Raw genomic sequence first — 20,911 nt, 5'->3', positions numbered from 1 at the left:
AAAGCCACAAAGCCACAAAGCCACAAAGCCACAATCAACACAGCATCAGCAAACCACCGCGAGAAACGCCACCAAGGCTACAAGTACTTGTGCAGCCACTCACTCCCAGTCTCTGAGTACAGCACCTCTGGCCACTCTGCCGGTCGCTCGTCCCCGTAGGCGCGCACGGTGTTTCGATCACCCAACGACTCGGGAATCTCTGCAACAGGCAGGTAGTACATGTACGACATCAGGCGATCCGAGAAGCGCCACTTTCCATCCACACGTCGATATTCATCCTTGTACCGCAGCGCAACCTGCATCGCCGTGCCATTGCGCACAACTTCGGCGTGCGAAGCAATAAGCCCAAATGCAGAATCTGGATCCTCGTCGCGGAAACGAACCACATGCCCGTGACTGTAATGATTCGTTGGCCCCAGACGCTTGAACCGCCCCAAATACGTCTCCACGATCTCGTCAATACCATTCGCCGCAAACACGCCATCTTGCGATCGCAGGGTCGCGTCCTCGGTAAAAATCTGTCGGATACCGAAATCGTCGCGTTCATCCATCACAAACCCGTACAGAATCCCGAGTTCCTGAATTTCAGCTCGATCCTCAACACGCTGAATTCGCTGCTCGAGGGATAGCTTGTCCGTCATTCGAGTCTCCTTTGACTACTGATTTGACCGCTGAGCTGCGCACGAATCGCGCAGTCCATCAACCTAACAATGTTTATCAGGAATAGCCCGTGTTCGAAAGCCCACCCTGCCCCGCCGGCAGCAGCAGCCACGACTATGGCAGATCGCGAATCAAGTGGCGATAGTGCGTTCGCCTGCGCTCGTCTACCGTCGTTTACTGCCTGCTATTGTCTGGGATGATGGGCTGATGAATCCGCAAACGAGACCCAGCGTATTCGGGTTGACCATTCGGCCCTCGCTCGGAGTTTCGGAGTATCCGGCACTTGCTGCGATCTGGCGGCGCTCTGTGGATGCGTCGCACGATCTCCTTGCAGCTACGCATCGAGACGAGATCGAAGCCAAGTTGCAGTCCGACTATTTCCCGGCAGTCGTCCTCTCAGTCGCCGAGCGCGATGGTCGACCGCTGGGGTTCTCCGGCGTGCTCGATGGAACGCTGGAGATGCTGTTCATCGATGCGCAGCAACGGGCGGGTGGAATCGGCACGGCGCTACTCACCCACGCGATCAAGGAACACGGAGTTACCAAAGTCGATGTCAACGAGCAGAACGTCCCTGCAGTCGGCTTCTACACACACCGTGGATTCGAGGTCGTCGGACGCAGCGAGACCGACGAGGCCGGTCGGCCTTATCCCTTACTCCACCTGAGCCTCAGCAAGTCATCTTGGCCCGTTGCGCAACACGTTCTAGCTAGCTTCGGCAACGCCAGTCAGTTGCAGGATCGGAAACACGATCGCCGGCGCGGCGAGCATGATGTTGATCAGCCAGTGCGCCACCACTATCGAAAACAGCCGCCCCTGCTTCCGCACGATGATCGCCGCGCCGAGCCCCCACACCGTAAATGCAACGAAAAAGACAATCATCCCGGCCGGTGTCGCAGCGAAGGCCATGTGCTGAACGCCGAACGTCACCGAGGTCGCAAGCACCGCGAACGCACCGCCGTGTTTCTCAGCCAAACCGCGCATCGCATAGCCGCGATAAACCAATTCTTCCGTGGGCGCGTTAATGATCATGAACGGGATCACCGACACAATCGAAATCACCAAGAGCCACACCGGCGATATTGCGGTGGTCGCGTCAGGATTCACAAAAATTGTCTCGAATGCCGCGGGAGCATCCTCCCCGTACAGCAAATAGACCATGGCCCCGATCGCGATCACGTACGGAATGTTCACGACGAACAACCACAGCAATCCCCAAAGAATGTCCCGACCGACTTTGCCCCGTCGAATTCCCAGTGCATCCCGAAGCGGAATGCCCTCGCGGCGATAAAGCCGCAGCACTAGCCACAGGCAGAAAAGGTTGACCGGCAGCAATCCGAGCGTTGCCCACAGGGTACTCGGCGGAAAGCCCGGAGTATTAAAGAAGCCCGCCAGTAGGCCCCACATCACCAATGTGACGACGAAGACCGCGCCGATTCGAACCGCGAGAATTCCCCAGGCCAGGGTTAGCCGCTTCGACTCCGCTGTCGTAGACATGTGCCGAGGTTATCCGCATTCTCTTCTAGGGCACTCAGGGATGCACTGGCTCGCTACTCAGCTCCCCAAGCGGTCACGTACACGGTCGATTCGGGCACAATATCGAGCAACACTTCCCAGGTCAGCCGCTCCGCACCCGCGAATTGTGCGACCCACAACGACCTGGCAGCGAGACTGCCGTGCATCGAATTCGCGTCCCAACCAATACTCGCAACTACCGACTCACCGGGTTCGACCGTGATGAGCGTGGGGCCAGCATCCTTGGCGAGGAAGGAGTCACCGCGCTCGACCACGACATCCATCACATGGCCGTTTTGGTCGCCGAACGCGATGTCCGGGTAACCCTCAACCCTGCAGGGTGCTTCAGAAATATTCACGAGTTCCAGGGACTGCACCCGATGTCCGGTCGCCGCGCCTGCGGGCGGCGCAAGAATGGTCGAGTTGGATGCGTCGCACGCGTCCGCAGGCGGGGTGTCCGCCACCGGCGCCACAGTCGGCACCGGTTCGCCTGTTGCCTCCAGGTCTCGCGGAGCGGCACCGGCAGGGTCGGCATTCGCCTCGGCTGCGGCCTCTTCCGCAGCTTGTTCTTCCCGAAGTGCTTCCTGCGACGCCGTATGCGCGCCGCTTGCTACCAGCGGTAGTGCAACGGCTGCGAGGATTGCCAAGACAGCGATCGCAGTGTTCACTGCTCGGTACCCTCGGCTCATCTTCAACACGTCTACCGACGCCTTGCTCGATTGGCCAGCTGCATCCTCGCCGGCCTCGCGCCCAACTTGGTTGCACATCCCGTTCTGGGCACCTGCCGAAACCAACACCCCGGGAATCCACCCCACCAGCAATCCCCAAAAGACGGTCGCTTGGGTCGCTCCCCTGGTGCCGAGTGCCCCACGAACTCCAAACAGCCCGACCGATTCAACGAAATCACCAAGGTCCAACACCGCACCAATGAGAAACCCGGTGAGCACTGCCGCGAGCCAGCCTGCGGCAAAGCTCAAGCGCATCCGACGCCCAAACCATGCGGAAATCGTCGCAAACCCAGTAATCACTAACAGCACGGCAAGACTGTGCATCGACCAAGCCCAGCCTTCTGGTGCGCCAAAAAATCCACCGCGCATTGGCGATGGAATCAACCGCCCCAATAGCTCGACGCGCCCACCGAGATGTTGCAGCGCGTATGGGCCAAGCCCGAAGACGAGCCACAGCGCCGCCAGCGCGAGGCCCGCGATAAGCCGTCGGCCCAAGTGGCTCACGGGTCGCATACCAGTTCGGGTCAGAGGTGAGGATTCTGGACTAGGTGTCGAGTCCGGCTGCAATGATGCCTGTGGCTGCGATGCGAGCGATGGCTGCGACTGCGACTGTGGCTGCGATGCTGACTGCGACTGCGACGCTGGCTGCGACCGCGAACCGAACTGCCCGGAATCTGTCATGATTTTCACCTTTCGAGGCGAGCGCACGAAAGACCCGGCCTACGCCAACCGGTTCAGTGTCCATCGACAATGGACAGAAGTCCGGCCATTGCAAAAATACCGGGCACCACATACAGCACCGCGAGTGCCGCAATCCAGCCGAGGAATCCGAACAACGCCCAGATCCCGCTGCGCCGATCCCGAACTCGCAAGCGTCTGCCGCGCTCATCAATGCGCGCGGGTTGCACGACGATTTCTTCCGCATCTTCAAGCGCCGCCCGCCACGATATTTCTGCGCGGGACATTACCTGCGCCGGAATCCGATCGTCGCGATACACCCGCGCATTGGCCAGCAGCGGCGGCAGCACTCGACTCAACACCGCAGCCATCCGCATCCACACCTCGCGGGATGAAAAATCGTCGTGACCGGGCGAAAAGAACACGATCGAGTCGTCAATCATCTCGACGCTGTACCCAGACGCATGGTCGGTGAGCACGGTCATGACGTCTGGTGTGAGGAGCTCGAGGGCGTCGGTTTCGTAGTCTTCCGGGGCATACACCCGAAACCAATCGTCGAAATCGCCTTCGAGCGAGAGCAGTTGTCCGCGCGCTATTGAAACCGGCAAGTGCTTTGACACGGCCGCAGTTGCCGTCGAATCGAGAATGAGATGCGGCAATGCGACGGGACATTTCACCCGCATGTAGTGCCAGGATTCAGCATGCGGCCTGTTCCGCGAGAGATTGCCGAATTCAGTGCCGGAACTGCCGACGAAGCGCGGAAACGCACGTCTCGCACCCGCCGTAATAAGCGACCGAAATGGGATGCGCATGGTCGCTTTGGGTTCGAAACCATTCGCGAGCGCAGTGAGGGATGCACGCCCGTGTTGAACCCGAATTCGATCACTCAGCGGTCGTCGCGACCAGCGTTCGAGCCATACCGATGCGAGAATCCAAACCAACAGGATCCCTGCGAGGATAACGATGTCTCGAATGTCTTTCGGCAGAATCCGGTTGTCCTGCACGGTGTCGATCCGCACACCCATCGCGACGGATGCGATCGCGAGATACCAAAGCATCAGACAGTTGTTGACGTGCACGACCATTTGCCGCCAGGTTGGCACCCAGGCCGGTCGCTCGCCGCGTTCCGCGTTCGCGATACCCGCCAACACTTCATCTGCTGGAGCATCCAGCCACTCCAGATTCATCGCGGCACTCACCCGTCACCGCATCCGCTGGCAGCGGGGGCAGCGGTAGGAGGAGCGGTTCGCGAAGGGCTCGCGCTTGATGGCGGTGCCGCAGCGGGGGCAAGCTTCGCCCTCGCGGCCGTAGGCCTTCAGGCTGCGCGAGAAGTATCCGGACTCGCCATTCACGTTGACGTAGAGCGAATCAAAGGAGGTGCCGCCCTCCTCGAGCGACTGCACGAACACATCCTGCACGTGCTCGAGTAGCTCGTTGATCTTCCGCGTCGAGACGGTGGATGCGGGTTGCGCCCAGTGCAGTCGGGCTCGCCACAGGGCCTCATCGGCATAAATATTGCCCACGCCCGAGATGATTTCTTGGTCGAGCAGGGCGGCCTTGATTCCTCGTTTGGTCGAGCGGATGCGCAGGCCAAAGAGCTTGCGATCGAAGCGCGGGTCGATCGGGTCGCGAGCGATATGCGTCACCTGGCTCGGGATGCGTTCCTCGGCCTCATCGATCGGCGCCACCAGAGTGTCAATCGCCAGCGACCCGAACAGCCGCTGGTCAATGAACCGAACCTCGTACTCCCCCGCCGGGCCTTCCACGCGCATCCGGATGCGCAGCTGTTTGTCCTCGGGAGCACCGAGTGTGCGCACGAGCATCTGGCCGCTCATACCGAGGTGCGTCAGCAGCGCCTCAGCCGGTCGACCTGCGGCTTCGGAGCCGGCGGATGCCTGAGCATCAGTATGCGCACCTAGTCCCGTCGCGGGTGGATGCATGGGTACGGGTGCCCCCACCGGCGCGGCCGACGAGGTGCCCAGCATGTTCGTGGCCGCGCCCGGGTCAGCCAGTGGCACCCAGAGGAACTTGCCGCGACGGCTCGCGGGCAACAGCATCCGGCCCTCAAGTCGCGAGACGAAATCAAGCGGTGTGCCGACGTGGCGCTTCAGCGCGCGCTCGTCGAGCACCTCGACCGAGCGAATCACGGCGCCCGCGACCCCAGCGGTGAGGCCTTGCCTTACGACCTCAACTTCGGGAAGTTCCGGCACGGCTACTTCCGCTCAGAAAACTTCTTGTCAGCAGACTTCTCGTCGGCAGGTTTCTTCGCAGCAGCCTTCCCGACCGGCAGTTTCCCGGCAGCCTGCCGTTCGCGCAATTCCGTCCACGCAGCCAGCGCAGCAGCCAGCTCAGCCTGTTTCTTGCTCCGACCGGTACCGGCCGCTTCTACCAGCGTGACCTTGCCCGCGGGCACCGTCACCTTCGCGGTGAAGACTCGATCGTGATCAGGCCCGGTGCCGGAGACCTCATACGTCGGCGTTCCCGCACCGAGCTCGGCCAGGAATTCCAGCAGCGCCGTCTTAGGGTCCATCTCGGCGCTGAGACGCTCGACATCACCGACATAGGGACGCACGAGGCGCAGCACCAGTTCAGTCGCGGTCTCGAATCCAACCGAAAGGTGGGCCGCCCCGAACACCGCCTCCAGCGCATCCGCCAGAATTGAGTCCTTGTCGACACCACCGGTGAGGTGCTCACTCTTACCGAGGCGCAGGTACGGGCCGAGGCCGATCTTGCGGGCAATATCAGCCAGCGTCACCGTGGACACGAGCGCGTGGTGTCGCGGCGAGAGCTCCCCCTCGTTGAGGTCGGGGAACTCTTCGTAGAGCATGTTCGCAACCGCGAGCCCGAGGACCGAGTCGCCGAGAAACTCGAGCCGCTCGTTATCGGGCGCTCCGTTGTTCTCGTAGGCCCACGAAGAATGGGTCAGCGCGAGGTCGAGTAATTCAGGAACAAATTCGACCCCGAGTGCCTGTGCCAGCGGAGCTGGGTCGGCGACCTCGGGGTCGAATTTCTTAGACTGTTTCGTCACAGACTGTGCAGTCGAAAACTACGTAGTCGACGACTAGGCGTCGGCGACTCGGCGGCCCTTGTACTCGTAGTAGAGCGGGGTGCCGTCAACGTCTTCTACGAGCTTCGCGCGGTGCGGGAGGCTGTAGGTGACCTTACCGTTTTCGACGGTCTTTACGAGTGCGGGGGCCGTAGCCTTCCACTGCGAGCGACGCGAACGGGTGTTCGAGCGGCTCAGTCGGCGCTTGGGAACTGGCATGGTTGCCTTCCTTTTCTAAATAAACAATGTCTGCTTCCGCGAATTGGCTTCGCAATCGGTGCGCGCCACGCGGGCGATGGGGCTCCACCGCGCATCGGCCAAACGACCGGAACGGGCTGAGTCAAGAGGTCTCGAAGCATTGAGCCCTACACCAACGCCCAAGTCTACGTCAGATTCAACATCCGCGCGACCCCGATTTCAGCCCCAATCCTCGCTTCAGCCCCGGTCCTCGCTCGATTCGGCGTCGGCTTCGGCGTCAGAGCCAGTGTCGGCATCCCCCTCAACCGCACCAGACTCGAGGAGCCCCTTGAGCTGTTCCCAGCGCGGATCAATGGCCGCTTCCGGTTCCTCGCGCGGCTCGGTGAGCTTCTCACCGGTCTCCGGGTCAAGCCCGAGGCAACCCGGCTCACACAGCGGCTGGAAAGGGAGTTCCAGCACCACGGCATCCCGAATCGGCCCCTCGAGGTCGAGCAGGTCGTTCTTGACGAGGTACTCGACCGATTCGTCTTCCTCGAAGCTATACAGTTCGGTCACGGTGCCGGACCAGGGCTCGGCAAGGTCCTGCAGGCAGCGGCTGCACTGGCCCGTAAGCGTGCCCGACACCTCGGCGGTCGCGAGCACACCGTCGACGAGCGACTCGAGTCGCAGGTCGATTTCGAGCACCGCGCCCTTATCGAAGTAGAGCATGCCCTCGCCGATACGCTCGGGCACGGTTACGTCCAGTTCCAGTTCCCGCATAGTGCCGGGCCGGTTGATCAGAGTGGCCACATTCACGGCATACGGTGAAGTTGTCATGCTCGGAGTCTACGCGCTACCAGCGACAAGACCGCCACTGAAGGGGCCCTGTTCGCTCGCCGATGATTCTGCGGGGCTAGACCGAAATATTCGGGTCAGTGTCACCCTGCAGGAACTCGCGCACGACCTCCGGTACGTAGGGCGAAACATCCCCACCGAGTGAGGCCACCTGCCGCACGAGCGAGCTCGACACGTGCGCATGCTGCGGGTTCGGCATCATGAACATGGTCTCGATGCGCGCGAGATTACGGTTCACGATCGCCATCGGCGTCTCGTAGTCCACATCCTTCGCACCGCGCACACCCTTGACGATCACGCCGGCGCCGACATCGGTGCAGTAATCGACCAGCAGTCCCACACTCCACGAGCGCACCACGATATTGCGCGGTGCGCCCGTTTCGAGCAGTGCCTGCTCGATCAGCTCGAGCCGACGAGCGATCGGGATCATCGCATTCTTGTCCGGGTTGTGTACGACGAGGACATGCACCTCATCAAATACGTTCGCGGTTCGCTGGATCACGTCGAGGTGACCGAGCGTAACCGGATCAAAGGACCCCGGGACAACTGCAATGTTGGACATGATCTCCATCGTATGTCGTTTTCGGATTGACGCTCTACACAGCGTAGAGATTCTCACCCACAAATCCACCCCGACTTGCCGCTGGCGGGATCGCAAATACCGCCGATCCGATTGGCACTGTCCATTCATTCAGCAGGTCAGCATCGGCAAGGCGCTGCTGGATGGGAACGAACTGCGTGAGCGGATTCGCTTGCAGCGAACCGAACAATAAACCAGAATTCGACACACTCGCGCCGATCCCGCCGACTCCCATGACCGGGTGGTCATAGTTATAGGTGAGCCGATGGATGCGCTCGGCTGGGTCCTCGGATCTCGCGCGGGCTATGTGGCTCACCGGATTGATCACCGTGAACCCCTGCGGGGTGAGCGCCTCAAAATCCGGTTCCTCAAACTCGTGACTGCCGGTCAACGGTGCCCCGCTATCGAGGCGCCTGCCAACCGCAGCATCCCGCCCGGGTTCATCGACTTCATCCCAGGTTTCGAGATTCATCTCGATCCGCCGCAATACGAAACTCGTGCCACCAGCCAGCCACTGCGGTGCCGAACCGCCCGTCCCGCTGGTGCCGCCGCTACCGATCCACACCAGCGCATCGAAGTCCTCATCTCCCGGCCGCGGATTCACCGTGCCATCGATTTGCCCAAAGAGGTTCCGCTGTGTGGTCCCCGGTTTGAGCGAACCTCGCGCATTTCGGAAGCCCGGCTGCTGCCAGCGGATCGTCGTGTATGCGCGCAGATCCTTGAGCATCAGACGCTGAGCATGCGCGAGCGTCAGCGGATCATCGCTCGCGACATACACGAGCAAGTCTCCGCCCGACCACTGCTCTTCGAGCCGGTCAATTGCGAACGCCGGCAGCGGTGCGAGCCAGTCGGGTTTCGCATCCGGATTGACCAGGTCGACGAGTTTCGGCCCGAACCCAAAGGTGATCGTCAGTCGCGCCGGCACTTCTGCCATTTGCGGCTCTTGGTCACCAACCGGCGCATACCCGGCCATGAGCCGGTTCGCGTCGTTGGTGAGGATGCGAAGGAGCTTCTCAAGCCTCGCGCGGTCGACCTCCGGGGCAAGATCTACGGCGATAAACACCGCATGTGCGGGTGGTTCAGCAAGTACGCCGCGTTGCGGTGCGGGCAGCGGCCCGGTGGATGCGGTGGGTTCAGTTACGTCGGACCCAGCGGCGTTCGCGTCCGGCTGCGGGACGGTTTCGGTACCGAAGGTCGCGGGGCTGGCGGCAGCCTGGACGGCCGTGCCAGCCGCGAGCATTGCGGTGGCCCCGATGCCGAGGCCGGCCGCGCCGACGAGAACATCCCGTCGACGCGGCCCACGCGCACCTTCCGCACCCGAAAGCGCTTCAGTTGTACGTGATTTCGACATGCTGGCTACTCGTGACCGTGCTCGTCGTCGTGACTGTGTTCGTCGTCATGACTGTGCTCATCGTCATGCTCGTGCTCGTGCGAGCCGCCGCTGTGCTCAGAGTCCGGCGCGTAGGTCTCCTGCGCACCGGTGTATTCGCGAGCCGTGGCGACAAACTCGAACTGCTCGCCGGCATCCGTGGTCACCGTGACGGCGACCTCATCCCCCGACAGGATCGGCTCGGTCAGCATCATCAGCATGATGTGATTGCCACCCGGTTCGAGCACGAAGTCCTCGCCCGCGGGCACGGTGATGCCACCGGCCATTTCTTGCATCACGCTCGAGCCGTCCGATTGCACGATGGTTTCGTGCAGTTCGGTCATCTCTGCGATCTCAGTACTGGCCGACACGATCGTGAAATCGGTGTCGGTGGTGTTCCGAATCGTGCCGAAGACGCCGGTCATGTCGGTGTCGGTGGCCTTAATCCAGGCATCCGAAATCTGGAAGCCATTCGAGGTCTGCACTATCGCAGCGTCGGTGGCCTCGGGTTCGGAAGTCGCGCATCCGGTCAAGCCAAAAGCGACGAGCCCAGAGACGGCCAAGAGCGTTGCGGGCACGCGAAGCACCCGCGTAAATGCGGTATTCATAATGAAAAAGGGTTCCTAACCGGCGCACCCTCCCAGGTGCGCAAAATAACCCGGAGAACCGGGCTACTCGATCAGCCGAGCTATTCGACCGACCGAGCTGCTCAATCGGCTTCTCGAATAACTACTGACCTGGCTGGTTACCGCGACGCATCCGCATCACGAACATCACCAGGGCACCGGCCAGCACGAGTACACCCACGATGCTGATCACGACGATCATCCACGGCTCCGAGAACACGCCCGAATTCGAGTCGTCGTTCTCACCGGCGAGCGCCGAGTCATCGCCCGTCTGTGCGGGAGCGTTCCCGAATCCCGCCGTTGCCTCAGGGGTCGGCTCGGCGTTCCCGCCGACAGCGTTCTCATCAGCAGCGTCTTCGGCAGCGGCGCCCACGGTGACGGTGAAGTTGATCGTCCCCGAAATCGGGTGGCCGTCTTGTGACACCACGCGCCAGTTAATCGCGTAGGCCCCGGCCGGGAGTTCCGGCAGCGGCTGCGTCAGCGTGTCATAGTCGATCACGAATGCGTCCGGCAGTTCGACGGTCTCGCCGGTGTCGACATTCTGCAGCGCGATTTCGGCACCGATCTCGATCATTTCAGCCGAGAATCGCAGGGTCGCCTCGGTTGGCGCCTGTTCGAATTCTTCGCCCTCGACCGGGCTCGAAGAAATAAGTTGGTCGTGCGCCGAGGCGATCCCCGAAATGGGAACCGCAAAGAGCAGCGTGGCGGCTGCCAGCAAAGCGAGCAGCATGAAACGGGTGTTACGGATGCGTTGAAGCATTGAAGAGTTCTCCGGTAATAAAAAGAAAAATTGTGCGGGTGATTAGGCGCACACCGGAGGGGCTCGTCCCATAATCAGCTCAGCCACGCGGGATGCAATGGGGCGCGGCAGTTGTGCGACGACCGGGATGCGCGCCGGCTTTGGCAGCACCAGGCTCGCCTGAGCGGTGATCGCGAGCGCCGAAACGTTCGCCACTGCGGTGCCGAAGGCGGAGAGGATGTCACCGAGCAGGCTTTCGCCGTACCAGACGAGGCCCACGGTGATCAGCGCTGCAAGCACGTGCGCCGCGAGCATCCAGCCCGTGAAGTGCATCCCGGCCGCGCTTTCGGCGCCGTCTTGCACCGTGATGGTGAGCGGCGAGTGCATGGCGTGGTGGTGATGACCGCCGGTGCCGCCAGCGCCGCTCAAGGTGACGTGACCGTTCCCGGTCATTGAAAAGAACGTGTGGAAGAGGGCCTGGCTCGCGAGAATCGCCGCACCCGAGCGCACTCGGGTGAACTTCTTGCCAATCAGCGGCACACACACTGCGGCCGACAATACGGTTGCCACCAGCAGTGTGATCCCCGAGGGGGTGTGTCCATCCACACCACCGTGCAGTGCTGCTGCGGGCACCGTCGCGACCGCGGCCATTGCCCAACCGCGAATGAGCGTCCTCGGCCCTCGGGCCGTGGTCGCATCACGTTTGGTCATACGACCAATCCTAGTGGCCAGCCGACCCGAACTCGATTCGCAGTTGGCGCTCGGAGCGAAAAGAGTGGTGAGCCCTCCGTCGGCCGCTTAGCCCATCTCCAGGTGCGCGAGTTCGCTGCCCGACAGCCTCTTGATCGCCGCCCGCAATTGCGGCACGGTCTTGAGCTCCGGATCGATACTGAGCAGCGACATCGCGAGCGTGCGGGCTTCGGCGATTACCTCGGCGTCGCGGGTGACTCGCAGCACCTTCAGCGAGGATTTCCCGCCCGACTGCCGGGTACCGAGCACGTCTCCCTCTCGGCGCAGCTCGAGGTCACGTTCGGCAAGTTCAAACCCGTCGAGTGTTGCCGCAACGGCCGCGACGCGTTCGTGGGCCAATGACTGCGGTGGTGCCTTGGTCACGAGCAGGCACACCCCGGCGTGCTCACCGCGGCCCACCCGGCCACGCAACTGATGGAGCTGCGAGACCCCGAAACGATCCGCATCCAACACCACCATGGTCGAGGCATTCGGGACATTCACCCCCACCTCAATCACGGTGGTGGCGACGACAATATCAATCTGCCCGGCCGCGAACGCGAGCATCGTCGCATCCTTTTCTTCGGCGGTCATGCGACCGTGCAGCGGCTCGATCCGGTGCCCCTGCAGCACCGGATTCTCACGCAGCAACTGCACCGTCTGGGCAACCGAGGCCGTGGCCGCATCCGTGTTCTCGCCGTTTTCGTCCGGCTCCCCCGGCTCAATCGAGGGACACACCACAAAGGCCTGCCGGCCCGCCGCGAGTTCCTCGGCAGTACGTTGCCAAATGCGTTTTTCCCAGGTCGGATGCGTTGCCAGGCTCACCATGAAGGTCGAGATTCCCGCGCGCCCAGCCGGGAGCTCCCGCAGCGTGGACACATCGAGGTCACCGAAGGAGGTCATCGCGACCGTACGAGGAATCGGCGTGGCGGTGAGCACCAGCGTGTGCGGAGTGGCTTTCCCCTTCCGACGCAGGGACTCGCGCTGCTCAACCCCAAAGCGGTGCTGCTCGTCGATCACCACGAGGCTCAAGTCTGCAAACTCGACCGTGTCGGTAAGCAGGGCGTGCGTGCCCACGATGATCCGCGCATCCCCCGTGACGATGCGCAGCATCGCCTTCTGACGCTCTGCCCTCGTGAGCGAACCGGTCAGCAGGGTAGGCATGAGTTTCGCCGAGAGTTCCGGGCCGAGCGACTCGGTAATCGAACGCAGGTGCTGATTCGCGAGCACTTCGGTGGGTGCCAGCAGCGCCGACTGGCCACCCGTCTCCGCTGCCTGCAGCATCGCTCGCACGGCGACAAGGGTCTTACCGGAACCCACCTCTCCCTGCAGCAGCCGGTTCATTGGCGTTTCGCTCGCGAGTTCGCGCTCGATTGTCTCGCCGACCGTGAACTGGTCAAAAGTCAATTCAAATGGCAGGCTCTTATCGAGTTGCTCGCGCAGACCGCCCGGATGCACCGGTCGCGGTGTCGCGGGCACAATCGCCGCGACATACCGCGGCTGCAGCAGCGCGGTCTGCAACATGAACGCCTCGGTAAATTTCAGCGTCGTCATCGCTGAGCCGAGGTCATAGTCATCATCCGGATCGTGCATGAAGCGGATCGCGCTGTCGTAGTCGAGTTCGTCCCGATCGGCACGGAACTCTGCCGGTACCGGGTCCGGGATGGTGGGGACATAGTCAAGCGCGTTCTTGATCAACTTCGAAATGCGCCAGGATTGCAGTTTCGAGGTCGCCGGGTAAATCGACATCGGCCGCTTCGCGAACTCAAGCAGTTCCGCTTCGCCATCAAGCTCGTCGAGCAGCACGCAGTCAGGGTGCGAGAGCTGTGGACTCCCGCGGTAGAACCGCACTTTGCCGGAGAACAGCCCCCGCTGTCCCCTCGGAAGTTGCTGCACCCGCCAGGGCTGGTTGAAGAAGGTTACGGTCATCTGGCCGTGGCCATCCGTAATGACAATCTCTTGCCGGGTACCGCTCTTACTGCGCATGGGATGGTTGGCAGCGCTCACCACATCGGCGATCACCGTGACGTGCTCATCGACCTCAAGTTCGTCAGTGCGACTGTGCTCCCCCGGTTTCTGGTGCCGTCGCGGCAGGTAACTGATGAGATCGCCGACCGTGTCGAGCCCGAGCTGTTCGCGGACCGCCTTCGCATCGGGCTTCGACATGACCGATTCCAGCGGCGAATCGAAGGTCACCGGTTGCTTATCCCGCCCGAGCTGCACCTCGGGTTCTGGAATGGGTTTCACCCTCGGCCCCGCTTTCGGGCCCCTCGCGCCCGCACCTGCGAGACGATCGAGGCCGGGAACCAGGTTGCCCTACGCACGTCCGCGTCACTGGCGTGTTCGAGCATCCCGTCCCGCACGAGTTCCACATCCTGCCAGGCCACCGGATGCGCTTGCGGGTTTTCGGGGTCGGAGAAGGTTGCCGCGTCCAAGGCTTCGCCCAGTCGCCGCAGCGCGTATGCCGCGTTGTCACCGGGCTCGAGCCCGATCAGCGTCGCGAGTCGTGCGCTGAGCATCCCGGTGGTGCGGCCCCGCGGCAGCCGCAGCCGCAGATCGGTGGCCGTGTCAAGCAACTCCTGCCAGGCCGCTTCGGCGGCTTCGGGAGCCGCCGCGGCAACTGCCTGTTCGCGTTGCTTGCGAATCCGTGCCCGCAGGAAGCGCGGTGCCAGGGCCACCGCGGCAAGGATGAGCAATAGCAGTACGACGACAAGCGTCAGCACGGTGGTGCCCGTCCACACAAAGCCGGCACCATCATTTTCAGTTTGACCGTCGGCACCGGTGGGCTCCGGCGTTTCAGCTTCCTCGGTCGGCTCCGGCTCAGAGGTGGCGTCTTCAGGTGCCTCGGTCGGGATGGGGGCGACGGTGTCTTCCGGTTCCGGAGCGGTCTCACCCTCGTCTTGGATCTCGGCGACATTGGTTTCGCCAATACCGGAGCTTGGGGTCGTCTCAAAGGGAACCCAACCGTAGCCTTCCACCCAGAACTCAGCCCAGGAGTGAAGGTTGTCGGTGGTCACCGAATACACCGGCTGCCCGATGTCATTGACGCTCGCAAACGTGCCGGGAGTGAACCCCACCTGGATTCGCGTGGGGATGCCGAGGAGGCGACCCATGACCGCCATGGCGCTCGAGAAATGCACGCAATAGCCGCTGCGGGTGCTCAGGAACTCGTTGATCACCTCAAGTCCCGTACCGTCATAGCCACCGGATACCGGGGCAAGTTCGGAATAGTCAAAGGCACCGCCGGTGAACCACGCCTGCAATTCCAGGGCCTGTTCATACGCCGAAGCGTTTGGATCAATAACCTCGTTCATGACCGCGCGGATCTGCTCGAGGGCCGGATCATCCGGCAGGGTGAGGAACTGCGCGAAGTCGTCGCTCGTCGGCGCGGTTCTGCTCGAGATCTCTTCCTCGGTCGGCCGCGGCAGCACGCTATCCACGTGGAAGCTCTGGGCGAGTGCTTCATCCTCCAGGTTGCGGATGCTGCCGGTGGTCGAATCCCACCCGTATTCGCCTTCCACCGCGCCGAGCCGCAGTGGGCTCGAAGGCAGCGGCAGGTACGCGCTCACGCCCTGCTCGATCACGACATTGGTGTTCACCGTAATCACATTGGGTTGGTTTGCCAGCTGGCTCGGTAGCGGCAGGTCGTCTCCGACTGCGGAACGTGAGGATGCAAACTCGGCCGGCTGCCATTCGGTATCGGCACTGAAGGTGGAGAGCGTGACGAGCGAGAGGTAGGGCAACTGCCCCTCGGTTTGCGAGGTTGCGTAGCGCAGCACTTCGATCGGGTCGTTTCGGCGCAGATCGTCACCGAGGTCAATGATCGGGTTGACGCGGTTGGTGGAAATGGATGAGTTTGCGCCCAGCGCGTTCCACCACAGGCCGCTCGGGCCCGGGGCAAGTACCGCGATCAGCAGTGCCACGAGTACCGTCACGCCGCCTGTGGCCGCGGCGCCGAAAAAGCCACCGAGTCCGCGACCCTCGACAGAGAATCCAGCGCTCGTGCGTTCATCGTCCTCAACCTGTTTCAGCCAGCGATAGCCGAGGTAAAGGTAGAACACCGCAATCGCGGCAAAGAGAATCCAGGCCCACCAGTCGGCCGCCGGCAGCCCCACTGCGATCGGTACCGCAACCATCGGCGCCACCGCGACCATCGCCGCGGCCGGTGCCCGCAGCACATTCGCGAGGAGATCCGCCACCAGCGCCAGGAGCCCTGCACTCAGCGAGAGCACATAAATCGTTGCGGGGGTTTCCCGCAGCGGTGGTTGGTCGCTTGGCAATTGCTCGGCAAGCGTCGAAAGCTGTCGACCGACGGCAGTGAACACATCCCCCACGCCGGTGGGCTGCGCGAGCACAATCCCGGCCACCGCGAGGGTGATCAAGCCGATCACGACGCTCAGCACTCGCGAGTTCGTGAACTGGCGCGAGGCCTGTGTGATGGCCAGCAGCACCACGATGGTGATCATCGCCGGCAGCAGCCACGCATTCGTGCCCACAATCGGGGTCGCCAGCAGGATCCCGCTGCACATCAGCAGCATCAGCCCGATTGTGACGTTCCAAGAGCCGCGGTCTTTCATTCGCGCACCCCGAATCCCAATTGCCCATAACGACGGGGGCTCCCCCAGGGGTCACGGGCGGCGCTGTTCATGCGCACAACCTGCCAACCGGCCTGCACGAAATCCTCCACGACTGCGTCATCTTCGCTGGGCGGGCCGCAGAGGATCGCGATCGCCGGATCACCGTACCCGGCGAGGTCAATAGCCGCCTCAGCCACGGGACGGTCGGTGCGGGTTACGAACACCAGCGGGCCTTTGCCCATACTCGCGGCGCGCGCGTGGAGTGACTCGAGTTCTTCCGGGCTCTCTTGCAGCGCGGGCTGCACCAACATCAAGTGGCGCATGATTCGGCCGAGGCTTTCCGAGGCCGAGGTGCGCAGGTTCACGGCATCCTGCGGCGGCGCATCCGGATCGGCGTCGGTGACGGTCTCCAGCAGCTCGGTGTCATAGCCAATCTCATGCAGACGCGTAAGCACCGAAGCAACCACGGAAACCCCCAGTTCAAATCCGGGATCAATATCGGTGCGCGCCGTGGGCGCGGTGTCGAGCACCACGATCGCAACGACCTCGGCGTGATGCTCTTCCTGACGCACGCGCAACTCACCAGCGCGGGCAGTCGCCCGCCAGTGCACTCTTCGCAACGCATCACTGCGACGATACTCACGAGTGACTACATCGTCCGCGTCTCCCGAGCGGCCAAGCGCAACATCCGCTTCCGAACCGGTCCGCAGCGCCGGAATGTCCAGCCGGTCGACATTGTGCACATGCGGCCAAACTTCAAGTTCGACCGGCTCGCCAACCTGAATCACCCGACGCGTCAGCCCGAGCCCGTCCACATTTTCAAGGAAAAGTGGGCCGACCTGGCTGATGCCCCGGCGCATCCGGGTGAGACCGTAGGCGATTCGACGCCGCCGCCGACCTTCGCGACGGTGCAACCGACTCGCCACCGGCGGCAGCACCCCGGCAACCAGTTTGCGATCGGTGCCGGTCACGGTGTCCATATAACTGGTCGCCTCGAGCCCGAAAATCGACTTATTTCGCACCTCGGCAACCACCCGAATGCGGTCCCCCGCGGCCGCGGTGGTCGGGTACACGGCACGGTCAATCTCGATCTTGGGCCGTGCGATCAGCCGCAGCAGCAGCGTAATCAGTGGCAGTGCGAGCAGCACGATGCCAAAGAACCGCAGTTCACTGACGCCGAAAAGTTCTGCGAGCGCGATCACGATCGCGCCCGCGATCGCGAGACCCCAGGCTCGGGCAGTTGGCCGCAGTCGCCGCGCTTTGACGGGCTGCGCGTCGGTAGTCATCAGGGCTAGGCCCCCGTGGGCGCTGGGATCTGCGCGGCGATTTGTTCCAGCACCCGGCTCGCCTCAGCATAGGAGCTCGACTTGCGGCCGCCGCGGCTGCCCACCACGAGTCGGTGGGCGAATACGTTCACCAGCAGTGAGCGAACATCATCGGGCACGACATAGGAGCGCCCTGCGATGGCGGCGGACGCTTTCGCGGCACGCAGCAGGTGGAGCGAGGCGCGCGGGCTCACGCCGACGCGCACCGCTTCGTGCTCGCGAGTCGCGCGAGCCAAATCCACCACGTACTGCTTCACGCTCGGGGCAACGAACACATCCTGCACCTGCGAAATCATCGCCCGCACTTGGGCCGCGCTGAGGACCGGCTCGAGACTCGACAGCGGGTCAACGCGATCACGCGATTCGAGCATCTGCAGCTCCGACTCGCGATCCGGATAGCCCATCGAAATGCGAGCCATGAAGCGGTCGCGCTGCGCTTCCGGCAGCGGATAGGTGCCCTCCATCTCGGAGGGGTTCTGCGTGGCAAACACGGTGAACGGGTCGGGCAAATGGTGGGTCTGCCCGTCCACCGAAACCTGACGCTCCTCCATGCACTCGAGCAACGCCGACTGCGTCTTTGGCGAGGCTCGGTTGATCTCATCACCAATCACGACGTTGGCAAACACCGGCCCCGGCTGAAACTCGAACTCGGTCTTGCGCTGATCAAAAATTGCCACACCTGTGACATCGCTCGGCAACATGTCGGGGGTGAACTGGATGCGGTTAACCTTCGAGTTCATCGCCTTTGCGAGCGTCTTTGCGAGCACGGTCTTACCCACACCCGGCACGTCCTCCACGAGCAGGTGTCCACCGGCAAGCAGCACCGTCACCGCAAGTCGGACCTGTTCGGACTTACCAACGACAACACTCGAGACGGCCTCCTGCAATCGGGTCGCGTTCTCGAATAGCGGGTTAGTTGAGGAGACGTGCTGAGTCATGACGGCTATCTTTCCATGTCTGCGGGGACGACACCCCAACACTTACTATCGATTCATGACGCGAATCATTGCCGGGGCTGCTGGAGGCACTGTACTTCGAGCCTCCCACAGTGGCACTCGCCCCACCAGTGACCGGGTTCGAGAGGCACTTTTCTCAGCCCTCGAATCGGCTTTCGAATTTGCCGGGGCGCGCGTGCTCGACCTCTACGCGGGTTCTGGCGCGCTCGGTTTCGAGGCGCTTTCGCGTGGCGCAGAATCGCTCACGCTGGTAGAGCGCAGCGGCTCCGTCTGCCGCATCGCACGCAGCAATATTGCGGTGCTTCGCCCCGCGATAGGTGAGGATGCACCGGTGACGGTTGTCGAGGCATCGGTACGTTCCTGGCTCGGCACGGCCGGGGGCGAATTTGATCTCGTGTTTATGGACCCGCCATATGAGCTCTCGAATGCGGACTGCGAGGCGGATCTTGCGCTGCTGGCACCGCGCCTGAGCGAGGGCGCGCTCCTCGTGGTCGAGCGCGCCGCACGCTCCGGCGACTTGGCACTTCCGGCGGGCCTCAAGCTGTGGCGGCGCCGCGACTACGGTGACACCGCCCTGCACTTCCTAGAGCCCGCCGCGCTCCCCGAGTAGGCGAAGCTGTATCGAGGGCGACGTGCTTCGATACCCTTCGATACGCTTCGCTACTCAGGGACCGGCATTTTTACGTCCCCTGAGTAGCGCGAAGCGCGTATCGAAGGCGTCCCCTGAGTAGGCGAAGCCGTATCGAAGGGCGCGATTAGGCGTCGTGGTCGTGGATGCCCGAGAGCTTGAAGCCCAGGCGTCCGTGTGCGTACGCGCCACCGGCACGAATTGCCGCAGCTACCCACGCGGTCTCCGCAAGCTCGCCCTTGGTCGCGCCAGCCTTGACGGCGTTCTGGCTGTGCGCATCAATGCAGTAGGTGCACTGGGTGGTCAGCCCCACCGCGTAAGCGATAAGTTCGCGGTACTTCAGCGGGATCTCCCGCCCCTCAGCGGCAAATACGGCGCTGTCAAAGTCGGCGAAGGCCTTCAGGATGTCCGGCGTGGTCTCCTTGTAGTCCTTCGTGTAGTGGCGGTCGTTCTCGCGGTCAAAAAAGTCTGACATGAGTCTCCTGGCGTCGAATTCGGGTGGGAACCGCTTCAGGCTACGTCCGCGCGGACCCACGCGAGCCGATCATTACTCAGCGTTACCCGGATTCCGCTCGACGCGTATGAGTGCAGCGAAATATCTCGCTGCACCGAGTTACTCAATCCCGTTTGTTACTCGATCCCGATATACGGATCCCAGCCGTCTGGCTGCGCGGGCTCACCGTCGACCAGCACCGGTGCATCCTGCTGTTCGACGACGCGACCGATGGCACGGAAGGGTGCCGGGAGTTCGACGTCGGCCGGGAAGGTTGCCAGCAGCGAGTGGTCCTCCCCGCCACCGAGTACGAGGCGTGAGGCGAGGTCTTTGGCGGCGTCAGTATCCAGCCCGAAGGCGCTCCGCAATGGCGGCAGCAACGTGGCAATATCCCCCGCCACCGTGGCTGAGTCGATCGCGATGGTGACCTCGCTCGCGATCGCGAGTCGAGTGGCGTCGAGGAGCGGGCCGTCCGAAAGGTCCATCATCGCGGAGGCACCCGCCCTGGCCGCGGCCACGCCTGCGGCCAGCGGTGGCTCCGGGGCGAGCTGAGCCTGAATGAGTTTCGTGGTGAGCGCTGCGGAATCCCCTGCATCTGTGCCTGCATCCACATCCGCATCCGCATCCGCACCAGCACCAGCACCAGCACCAGCACCAGCAAACAACAGCCGCAAGCCTGCCGCCGCGCGGCCCATGTCGCCCGCCACCGCGACCACCTCGCCGGGCCGAGCGCCCGCACGCGTGACCGCGGGAACCCCATCCATCGAACCAAACACCGTGACGGCAATCGTCACCACGGGCGAGGTTGCAAGATCCCCACCGACCACCCCGACACCGGGAGCGAGCCCCTCCAATCCGATGGCGAACCCGCGTGCGAGGCCCTCCACGAAATCCACTGGAGTGTCGCGAGGCACCGCGAGGGCAACTACCATTCCCGTTGGCCGGGCACCCATCGCCGCAATATCGGCAAGGTTGGAGGCTACCGCTTTGCTACCGAGCTGCTCGGGGGTCGACCATTCGAGGCGAAAATCGGGACCCTCAATCATCGTGTCGGTGCTGATGACCACGCGCCCATCCGGCGCCGCAATGATGGCGGCATCGTCCCCCGGGCCGAGCAGGGTATCCCCTTTCGGGAGGTGTCGAAGCAGGCGACGGAGCGTTTCACGCTCCCCCGCTGCGGCGACGGTCATGTTGGCTGAGGAATCGGCAATGGCAGGCACGGCGCCACGATAC

20 protein-coding genes and 1 pseudogene are annotated in these 20,911 nt (G+C 62.9%); 2 read left to right on the top strand and 19 right to left on the bottom strand.

Translation table 11 applies throughout. From position 1 onward, the window contains the following. Positions 1-77: 77 nt before the first annotated feature. The gene (locus F8O05_RS09095) at positions 78-641 is read right to left on the bottom strand and encodes a nuclear transport factor 2 family protein (RefSeq protein WP_158052420.1); all 564 of its coding nucleotides are present in this window, start codon (positions 639-641) and stop codon (positions 78-80) included. Between the two features lie 226 nt (positions 642-867). Here F8O05_RS09095 and F8O05_RS09090 point away from each other — a divergent pair. Further along, positions 868-1,320 (top strand): annotated as a pseudogene (locus tag F8O05_RS09090) (acetyltransferase); the annotation flags it as partial. A gap of 42 nt (positions 1,321-1,362) precedes the next feature. On the opposite strand, the gene F8O05_RS09085 reads toward F8O05_RS09090, so the two are convergent. From F8O05_RS09085 to F8O05_RS09010, 16 genes are all read right to left on the bottom strand, one after another. Then, entirely contained in the window at positions 1,363-2,154 is a 792-nt protein-coding gene (locus F8O05_RS09085; protein WP_158052419.1) for a CPBP family intramembrane glutamic endopeptidase, read from the bottom strand. A 53-nt stretch (positions 2,155-2,207) separates the two neighbouring features. Continuing rightward, on the bottom strand, positions 2,208-3,404 hold the full coding sequence (locus F8O05_RS09080; protein ID WP_192497110.1) for a DUF4232 domain-containing protein: 1,197 nt from the start codon (positions 3,402-3,404) through the stop codon (positions 2,208-2,210). A 230-nt stretch (positions 3,405-3,634) separates the two neighbouring features. Further along, positions 3,635-4,765, bottom strand: a complete 1,131-nt coding sequence (locus tag F8O05_RS09075) for a hypothetical protein (RefSeq protein ID WP_192497109.1) — start codon at positions 4,763-4,765, stop codon at positions 3,635-3,637. A 15-nt stretch (positions 4,766-4,780) separates the two neighbouring features. Then, positions 4,781-5,788, bottom strand: coding sequence for a bifunctional DNA-formamidopyrimidine glycosylase/DNA-(apurinic or apyrimidinic site) lyase (mutM, locus tag F8O05_RS09070; RefSeq protein ID WP_158052416.1), 1,008 nt, complete (start codon positions 5,786-5,788; stop codon positions 4,781-4,783). Between the two features lie 2 nt (positions 5,789-5,790). Beyond that, positions 5,791-6,606: a ribonuclease III gene (gene rnc / locus F8O05_RS09065; protein ID WP_158052415.1), complete on the bottom strand. Its 816-nt coding sequence runs from the start codon at positions 6,604-6,606 to the stop codon at positions 5,791-5,793. A 33-nt stretch (positions 6,607-6,639) separates the two neighbouring features. Further along, positions 6,640-6,843: a 50S ribosomal protein L32 gene (gene rpmF, locus F8O05_RS09060; protein ID WP_158052414.1), complete on the bottom strand. Its 204-nt coding sequence runs from the start codon at positions 6,841-6,843 to the stop codon at positions 6,640-6,642. A gap of 216 nt (positions 6,844-7,059) precedes the next feature. Further along, positions 7,060-7,638, bottom strand: a complete 579-nt coding sequence (locus F8O05_RS09055; protein WP_158052413.1) for a YceD family protein — start codon at positions 7,636-7,638, stop codon at positions 7,060-7,062. 76 nt (positions 7,639-7,714) lie between these two features. Then, positions 7,715-8,218 (bottom strand): pantetheine-phosphate adenylyltransferase, encoded by a 504-nt coding sequence (coaD, locus tag F8O05_RS09050; protein WP_158052412.1) that lies wholly within the window; start codon positions 8,216-8,218, stop codon positions 7,715-7,717. A 34-nt stretch (positions 8,219-8,252) separates the two neighbouring features. Next, positions 8,253-9,587, bottom strand: coding sequence for a Dyp-type peroxidase (locus tag F8O05_RS09045; RefSeq protein WP_158052411.1), 1,335 nt, complete (start codon positions 9,585-9,587; stop codon positions 8,253-8,255). Between the two features lie 5 nt (positions 9,588-9,592). Further along, the gene (locus tag F8O05_RS09040; RefSeq protein ID WP_158052410.1) at positions 9,593-10,213 is read right to left on the bottom strand and encodes a copper chaperone PCu(A)C; all 621 of its coding nucleotides are present in this window, start codon (positions 10,211-10,213) and stop codon (positions 9,593-9,595) included. A 121-nt stretch (positions 10,214-10,334) separates the two neighbouring features. Beyond that, positions 10,335-10,991, bottom strand: coding sequence for a copper resistance CopC family protein (locus tag F8O05_RS09035; protein WP_158052409.1), 657 nt, complete (start codon positions 10,989-10,991; stop codon positions 10,335-10,337). A 42-nt stretch (positions 10,992-11,033) separates the two neighbouring features. Beyond that, the gene (locus F8O05_RS09030; RefSeq protein ID WP_158052408.1) at positions 11,034-11,681 is read right to left on the bottom strand and encodes a hypothetical protein; all 648 of its coding nucleotides are present in this window, start codon (positions 11,679-11,681) and stop codon (positions 11,034-11,036) included. Between the two features lie 87 nt (positions 11,682-11,768). Continuing rightward, positions 11,769-13,865: an ATP-dependent DNA helicase RecG gene (locus F8O05_RS09025; protein WP_158052565.1), complete on the bottom strand. Its 2,097-nt coding sequence runs from the start codon at positions 13,863-13,865 to the stop codon at positions 11,769-11,771. Positions 13,866-13,942: 77 nt separating this feature from the next. Further along, positions 13,943-16,276 (bottom strand): DUF3488 and transglutaminase-like domain-containing protein, encoded by a 2,334-nt coding sequence (locus tag F8O05_RS09020; RefSeq protein WP_158052407.1) that lies wholly within the window; start codon positions 16,274-16,276, stop codon positions 13,943-13,945. Further along, positions 16,273-17,562, bottom strand: coding sequence for a DUF58 domain-containing protein (locus tag F8O05_RS09015; RefSeq protein WP_158052406.1), 1,290 nt, complete (start codon positions 17,560-17,562; stop codon positions 16,273-16,275). The genes F8O05_RS09020 and F8O05_RS09015 overlap by 4 nt, the downstream gene beginning before the upstream one ends. A gap of 5 nt (positions 17,563-17,567) precedes the next feature. Beyond that, positions 17,568-18,539 carry an AAA family ATPase gene (locus F8O05_RS09010; RefSeq protein WP_158052405.1) on the bottom strand — a complete coding sequence of 324 codons (972 nt, stop codon included), beginning with the start codon at positions 18,537-18,539 and terminating at the stop codon, positions 17,568-17,570. On the opposite strand from F8O05_RS09010, the gene rsmD reads away from it, so the two are divergent. Continuing rightward, positions 18,538-19,167, top strand: a complete 630-nt coding sequence (gene rsmD, locus F8O05_RS09005) for a 16S rRNA (guanine(966)-N(2))-methyltransferase RsmD (protein ID WP_263970289.1) — start codon at positions 18,538-18,540, stop codon at positions 19,165-19,167. The genes F8O05_RS09010 and rsmD overlap by 2 nt on opposite strands. A gap of 145 nt (positions 19,168-19,312) precedes the next feature. Here rsmD and F8O05_RS09000 read toward each other — a convergent pair whose 3' ends face one another. Together F8O05_RS09000 and thiL are read right to left on the bottom strand one after the other, a co-directional pair. Continuing rightward, on the bottom strand, positions 19,313-19,660 hold the full coding sequence (locus F8O05_RS09000) for a carboxymuconolactone decarboxylase family protein (protein WP_158052403.1): 348 nt from the start codon (positions 19,658-19,660) through the stop codon (positions 19,313-19,315). Positions 19,661-19,815: 155 nt separating this feature from the next. After that, positions 19,816-20,898 (bottom strand): thiamine-phosphate kinase, encoded by a 1,083-nt coding sequence (gene thiL / locus F8O05_RS08995; protein WP_225735818.1) that lies wholly within the window; start codon positions 20,896-20,898, stop codon positions 19,816-19,818. Positions 20,899-20,911 lie beyond the last annotated feature (13 nt).

Origin of the sequence: Gulosibacter chungangensis (assembly GCF_008831155.1) — a bacterium.
Taxonomy (GTDB): Bacteria; Actinomycetota; Actinomycetes; order Actinomycetales; family Microbacteriaceae; genus Gulosibacter; species Gulosibacter chungangensis.
Note: the sequence above shows the minus strand (reverse complement) of the source record. Positions and strands in the feature narration are given on the sequence as shown.